The sequence below is a fragment of the Saccharomonospora iraqiensis subsp. paurometabolica YIM 90007 genome (genome assembly GCF_000231035.2).
GTDB lineage: Bacteria > Actinomycetota > Actinomycetes > Mycobacteriales > Pseudonocardiaceae > Saccharomonospora > Saccharomonospora paurometabolica.
Genome location: NZ_KI912216.1, coordinates 23,325 through 30,131, shown reverse-complemented (window position 1 = coordinate 30,131; position 6,807 = coordinate 23,325). Strand labels below are relative to the sequence as shown.

The following is a 6,807-nucleotide window of genomic DNA, read 5'->3' as shown; positions in this document are numbered from 1 at the left end:
GCCGGCCGCCGGACGCGTCCTGCTCGGCCGAGCCGCGCGGTGCGGGCAACGGCGGGATCGTCGCGCCCGGCGCCACGCCACCGGACGTGAGGTCCGGTGTGGAAGGGAACAACGACGGCGAGGACACCTCGGCGTGCGACTCGCCGGGGGCCGGGGCCTTCCCGGAGTCGTACGGCGGCACGGTCGCGGTGGTTCCGGTGGGCCGCACGGCTCCGGTGAGCAGATCGGTGGGGACCACCACGCGCGCGATGACACCGCCCTCGATGTCCTCGTTCTCGCGCAGGCGCACCTCGATACCGTGCCGCTTGGCCAGCCGCGCGACCACGTACAGGCCCATCCGCCGGGTCACCGACACATCCAGGTCGGGCGGGTCGGCCAACCGGTCGTTGGCCTCGGTGAGCTGCTGGTCGGACATGCCGACCCCGCGGTCGGTGATCTGCACCGCGAGCGAGTTGCGCCGGGTCACCACGGCGCGGACGCTGATCGCCGTCTCCGGCTCCGAGAAATAGGTCGCGTTGTCCAGCAGTTCGGCGAGCAGGTGCACCAGGTCGTGCACCGCGCGGCCGTGGACGGACACCTCCGGGATGGTGCCCAGCTCCACCCGGGAGTACTGCTCGATCTCCGAGACCGCGGCACCGATCACGTCCGCCGCGGGCACCGGTTTGGACATCGACTTGGTCAGCCCCGCCCCGGACAGCACCAGCAGACTCTCACCGTTGCGCCGCAGCCGGGTCGCCAGGTGGTCCAGTTCGAACAGACTGGCGAGCTGGTCCGGGTCCTGCTCGTCGGACTCCAGCCGGTCGATGATCCCGAGCTGGCGCTCCACCAGCCGCTGACTGCGGCGGGAGAGGTTGACGAAGATGCCGTTGACGTTCTCCCGCAGGAGCGCCTGCTCGGCGGCCAGCCGGATCGCCCGCTCGTGCACGACGTCGAACGACCGGGCGAGCTCGCCGATCTCCTCCCGCGTGTGCACGGGCACGGGGGTGATCGCGTTCCGGGAGGCTTCGATGGGGTTCGGGTCGGCCAGGATCCGCCGCACCGCCTCGGGCAGCCGGACGTAGGCGACCTCCAGCGCACTCGACCGCAGGTCGCGCAGCGGGCGGGACAACGCGCGGGCGACGACGAGGGTGAACACGACCGCGGCGATCAGCGTCGCCAGCGTGATCGCGAGGAACACCCACGCGGTCGTGGTCGCGTCGACGGCCAGCCCCTCGTTGTGCTCCTTCAGCCGATCCAGCAGTTCGACCTCGACCGCACGCATCTTGTCGACGGTCAGGATGCTGTCCGCCCGGAGCTGGCTGCCGTTGATGCCCAGACCACCGGGCCGGTCCGCACCGTTGTACGCGGTGGTGATCAACCGGGCACGGTTGTCCACCTCGGCACCGGACACGTTGTCCAGATAGAGCTCCTGCTCCCCGATCGTCGCCTCGGCGACGAGGGCCTCGACGGCGGCGTCCGCTCTGGCCCCGGCGCTGCGGGCGCGGTCGAGCAGGTCGGCGACGAATTCGTCGTAGCCCACCGCCATCTGGAGTACCGCGTTCTGCCGTGCGGTGTATTCCTTGATCTCGTTGATCCGCCGCACGAGATCACTACGGCGCAACAGTTCCTGGTCCGCGACCAGCGGATCGGCGCCGCCGGCGCCCACGAACGACTCAATGATCGAGTTGTAGATGGTGTAGGCCGACAACGCGGGCAACGGGGTGCTGTCGATCTTCGTCCGCAGTGCGGACAGCCGCTTCAATCCGTGCGAGAAGGGAGCCGCGCTCGGGGACTCCCGGTCGTCGGCGTCCGCCGCCTCGGACAACGCGCGCACCGCGTCGTCGACCCTGGCCCGTTGCCGGTCCACGGCCTCGGACCCGATCGACGTACCGGACAGGGCGGACACCATGAAGGTGCGTTCGCGCTGGAGCTCGTGCATCAGCACGGCGACGCGCTCGGCGACCCCGATCTGGTCGACACCGTCCCGCAGCTCGCCCGCGTCCGACAGGGACTCGCCCGCGCGCAGACCACCGAAGATCGTCGCGGTCAGCAGGGGCACGAGCAGGACGACGGCCATCTTGTAGCGCAACGGCCAGTTGCTCAGGCGCCACCGCGCACCCTGCCCGTCACCCTCCCGGCCGGAACCGCCCGGTCCGTCCGACGTGTCCCCGACGGCCGCTCCGTCGTGTGCGACCCGGTCCTGGTCGGAGAGCCGCCCGTTCTCGTCCGGGGTCTCACTCTTCGGCACCGATCTACCACCATTGTCGTCCGAGCCGGATCCACCGCCGGCTTCCTGGGCCGAGCACTTGCTACACACCGCACGCGTTCACGTGACCGCCTGTCACCCCCAGTGGACGCCAAACATGCGGAAGCATGGCGTCATCCCCCCACACGGGTCAATACACGTACTCAGCACACCGAAGTACCGGTCATGTCGGGGTCCGTTCCACCCACTCGTCATGTCCTGTCACTACTTCGGGGGCTGACTACCGCACGGGAACACAGAATGTAGCGAACACCGTGCGCCGACGTAACCCTGATTGATCAATCGTTGTCACGTCCGAGTTGACCCTCACCGTGGTAGCAGCGATCAACCGCGCCCGCGGCTGAAACCAAGGGTTAATTAGACCACATGCGAGTCCACCCGATCGAGTGGTGCAAGGCACCGGACGATTGCGACTCGGCACTCATTGTGATGAAGACGATCAATCTCTACAGTAGCCGTGGCTCGCTGAGCGATCGGGGGAGGTGTCGCGCTCAGTCAGCGCCTCACCAACGCAGACAACCGGCATATCGCCCCACCGAGGAGTGGCATTGCTTCGACACGGCACCACGCGAACGCACTCGAGACGCGGCCGGCTGGCCGCCATCGCGACATCACTGGGTCTGCTCGCCTCCGTCAGCGGTTGCGGGCTGCTCGGCGGGGAGGACGACTCGGCGTCGTCCGGCGGCGGCGACTCGGACCTGGAGCAGTCCTCGATCACCGTGGCGCACCTGCCGTCCATCGACGTCGCCCCGCTGTACCTGGCGCAGGAGAAGGGCTACTTCGCCGACGAGGGCCTCGACGTCACGATCGAACAGGCCGCGAGCGGGCAGGCGGCCACCCAGAAGATGATCGGCGGGGACGCCGACATCGTCCAGTCCAGCTACGTGCCGTACTTCCTCGCGCAGGCCAAGGGCACCGCCGAGGTCCGGATCGTGGCCGACGCGGTCGCCGCGGCACCGGACACGTTCAGCCTCGTCGCCAAGAAGGACGGGGAGATCACCGGTGTCGAGGACCTGGAGGGCAAGAAGATCGCCGTGTCGGCGACCAACACCATCGCCGACACGATCGTCAAGTCGCTGATGAAGACGAACGGGCTCGACTACGGGTCCGTGGAGTGGGTCCAGGTTTCGTTCCCGGACACCGCGGCGGCCGTGGCCCGGGGCGACGTCGCCGCGGGCACCCTCATCGAGCCGTTCCTGACCAGTGGTGCCCAGGAGCACGGCGTCCACCCGATCGCCGACGTCGCCACCGGGCCGACGGACAGCTTCCCGCTCGCCGGGTACGGGGCGCTGGCCGAGTTCACCGAGAACAACCCGAAGACGGTGGCCGCCTTCCAGCGTGCGATGGAGAAGGCGACCTCCGACGCGCAGGACCGCTCCGTCGTCGAGCCGATCATCCAGGACACCGCGAAGATCGACGCGGAGACGGCTTCCCTGGTGAACCTGCCGACGTTCCACTCCAGCCTGGACGCCTCGCGTCTGCAGCGGGTGCCGGACCTGATGGTGGAGTTCGGGCTGATCGACTCGAAGATCGACGCCTCCGCGATGATCGCGCGTCCGGACGCCGCCTGACGTGCGTCCGGTCGTACGGAATCTGGTCGGCCTGGCCGCGTTCCTGGGGCTCTGGGAGTGCGCGGCCAGGTCCGGCCTGGTACCGGCCACCGACGTGCCGCCCGCGTCGGTCGTCCTCGGCCGGACCGTCGAGATGCTCGGCACGGAGCCGTTCCTCCGGGACGTCGTGGCGACCGTGCTCGCCTGGGCCCTCGCCCTGGGCATCGCGGCGGCCGGGGCCGTCCCGCTCGGCCTCGTGCTGGGCAGCCTGCCCCGGGTCCGCAGCGCCACCATGGCTCTGGTCGAGTTCCTGCGGCCGATCCCGTCGGTGGCGCTGATCCCGCTGGTGCTCGTCGCGATCGGCGGCGGCCCCGAGGCCAAGATCACGCTCGCGGTCTACGCGGCGGTCTGGCCGATCCTCTACAACACCATCTACGCCTTCGACGAGATCGACCCGCTGCTCCTCGACACGGCACGGTCGTCGGGCGCGGGCCGGGTGGCCACGCTCGGGACGGTCGCCCTGCCGCACTCGGCACCGTTCGTGTTCACCGGCATCCGGATATCGGCCGCCATCGCACTGATCGTGGTGGTCTCCACCGAGTTCATCGCCGGGGCCGACATCGGCATCGGCAGCTTCGTCCTCGAGGCCGCGGCGGGCGCGGGCCGGATGGACCTCGTCCTCGCCGGGACCCTGGTCGCCGGTGTCCTCGGCTACCTGGCCAACGACGGACTCGAACGCCTCGGCGCACGCCTGTTCCGCTGGCACGCGGCCACGGGGACGGATTCACAGGAGGCCGTGTGAGCGACACTCAACCCGCGCTCACAAAGGCCGACCGGGTGCGGGTGCCCCGCAGAACACAGGAGGCCGTGTGAGCGACACTCAACCCGCGCTCACAAAGGCCGACCGGGTGCGGGTGCCCCGCAAGACACAGGAGGCCGTGTGAGCGACAGCGGACATGCGGTGACGGGCCGGGCCGGAGATCCGTTGCGGGCGGTCGGGCGCGGCCTCCGGGCGCTGGTGACGAAGTGGTCGGTGTTCGCGGTGGCCGTGCTGCTCTGGGAACTGGCCACCGCCGCCGCGGACAGCCCGTTCTTCCCCCGGCCGACCGAGATCGTGGGCACCGCCGTCGACCTGTTCGTCTCCGGGCCCGCCGCGGAAGGGTTCCTCACGGCCACCGTGTACGAGGACGTGCTGCCCAGCCTGGGGCGGGTGTTCGGCGGCTGGGCGATCGCCGCCGTGGTGGGCGTGGCGCTGGGCACCGCGCTGGGCCGGTCGCGAACCGGGATGGACTACGTCGGGCCGCTGTTCGCGTTCCTGCGCGCGGTCCCTCCCCCGGCCCTGATCCCGGTGTTCCTCGTGCTGTTCGGCATCGACAACACCATGAAAGTCGTGACCATCGTGTTCGGCGCGATCTGGCCGATCCTGCTGAACACGGTCGACGGCGTGCGCTCGGTCGGGGCGCTGCAACGGGAGACGGCGCGCTCGTTCGGCACGCCGCGGCATTACTGGATCACGATGATCGTCCTGCCCGCCGCCGCCCCGAAGATCTTCGCGGGCCTCCGGCTGAGTCTGTCGCTGTCGTTGATCCTGATGGTGATCGCGGAGATGGTCGGGACCACCGACGGCATCGGCTACCAGCTCATCTTCGCCCAGCAGAGCTTCGAGTTCCCCACGATGTGGGCGTGGATCGTACTGCTCGGCGTGCTCGGTTACGGCCTGAACGCCCTGCTGCTCGCGATCCAGCGCCGCCTGCTGCGCTGGTGACCGGCCCGGTGCGCACGTCGAGACGAACAGGAGTGGTGACATGACAACCATGCTGGCGGTGTCCGGCCTGCACCACCGCTATGCGGGCGACGACGGCCCGCACACCGCGGTGCGGGATCTGACCTTCACGGTCGAGACCGGCCGGCTCGCGTGCATCGTCGGTCCGTCCGGCTGCGGCAAGTCGACGTTGCTGCGGTGCATCTCCGGGCTCGTGCGGCCGACCGGCGGGGCGGTGTCGCTGCACGGCGATCCGGTCGACGGGGTCCCCGACGACCTCGCGGTGGTCTTCCAGGACTACAGCCGGTCGCTGTTCCCCTGGCTGTCGGTCCGGCAGAACGTCGAGTTCCCGCTGCGGTGGCGGCCGATGAGCCGTGCCGAACGACGCCGCCGCGCGGAGGAGGCGCTCGAATGGGTGAACCTCGGCGGGGTCGGGGCGAAGTACCCGTGGCAGTTGTCCGGGGGCATGCAGCAGCGGGTGTCCATCGCCCGCGCGCTGGCCCGCCGTCCCGCGCTGTTGCTGATGGACGAACCGTTCGCCTCGGTCGACGCACAGACCCGGTTCGAACTGGAGGACCTGCTGCGCGACGTGCAGCGGCAGAACGGGAGCACGGTCCTGCTGGTCACCCACGACATCGACGAGAGTGTCTACCTCGGCGACCGTGTCCTGGTGCTGTCCCGCGCGCCCGCGTCCATCGTCGCCGACCTCACCGTCGACCTGCCCGCCGACCGCGACCAGATCACCACCCGCGAATCGGCGGAGTTCGTCTCCCTCCGCGCCGAGGTCGCCCGCCTCCTGCACAATCCCACCCCGACCCCCTCCCCCTCCCCGTCGGGTTGACCGTGCGGGGCACATTCCCTGCGCGGGATGCGGTGAATGTGCCCCGCACCGCGTGGGGCGCAGGGAAGGTGCCCTTCACGGCACCACGGACGGTGCGCGGGGCCGGTCAGTCCGTCCGCGCGTGGCGGCCGCGGCGGGCGCCGCGTTGCAGGCTGGTCATGCGTCGGCGGACGGACTCGGGATCGCGGCTCACCGGGGGTGGGACCTCGTCCGGCGGACGCACGTCCGCACCGTCGCTCCGGCGCGGCCCGGACGGGATCCCGTCGGTGTACAGCTCGTCGGTCCGCTCGGTCGGGCCCACCTCGCCGACGCCGGCCGCTCCGTCCGTCCCGCTGCCGGGCTCCGCGTCCGGGAACCACCGGGACAGCACCGCCTGGTAGGCGGGGAGCCGGTCGGTCGGGACCTCGTC

General features: G+C 70.4%; 5 protein-coding genes and 1 pseudogene. 4 read left to right on the top strand and 2 right to left on the bottom strand.

All coding sequences use genetic code 11. The features are described from left to right. The coding region (locus SACPADRAFT_RS26005; protein WP_007025870.1) for a sensor histidine kinase at positions 1 to 2,227 on the bottom strand (2,227 nt) is incomplete at its 3' end. 566 nt (positions 2,228 to 2,793) lie between these two features. Here SACPADRAFT_RS26005 and SACPADRAFT_RS0206805 point away from each other — a divergent pair. From SACPADRAFT_RS0206805 to SACPADRAFT_RS0206790, 4 genes are all read left to right on the top strand, one after another. Beyond that, positions 2,794 to 3,816, top strand: a complete 1,023-nt coding sequence (locus tag SACPADRAFT_RS0206805; RefSeq protein WP_007025871.1) for an ABC transporter substrate-binding protein — start codon at positions 2,794 to 2,796, stop codon at positions 3,814 to 3,816. A 1-nt stretch (position 3,817) separates the two neighbouring features. Beyond that, positions 3,818 to 4,597 carry an ABC transporter permease gene (locus tag SACPADRAFT_RS0206800; RefSeq protein ID WP_007025872.1) on the top strand — a complete coding sequence of 260 codons (780 nt, stop codon included), beginning with the start codon at positions 3,818 to 3,820 and terminating at the stop codon, positions 4,595 to 4,597. Between the two features lie 138 nt (positions 4,598 to 4,735). Next, complete coding sequence (locus tag SACPADRAFT_RS0206795; protein WP_007025873.1) at positions 4,736 to 5,560, top strand: ABC transporter permease; 825 nt, start codon at positions 4,736 to 4,738, stop codon at positions 5,558 to 5,560. Positions 5,561 to 5,600: 40 nt separating this feature from the next. Next, positions 5,601 to 6,398: an ABC transporter ATP-binding protein gene (locus tag SACPADRAFT_RS0206790; protein WP_007025874.1), complete on the top strand. Its 798-nt coding sequence runs from the start codon at positions 5,601 to 5,603 to the stop codon at positions 6,396 to 6,398. Positions 6,399 to 6,504: 106 nt separating this feature from the next. Here SACPADRAFT_RS0206790 and SACPADRAFT_RS32360 read toward each other — a convergent pair. Then, a pseudogene (locus tag SACPADRAFT_RS32360) lies at positions 6,505 to 6,807 on the bottom strand (nitrate- and nitrite sensing domain-containing protein); the annotation flags it as partial.

What these genes read in the sequence shown, in the direction of transcription:
- SACPADRAFT_RS0206790 (WP_007025874.1), top strand. Translation starts at nt 5,601, where the DNA reads ATGACAACCATGCTGGCGGTGTCCGGCCTGCACCACCGCTATGCGGGC.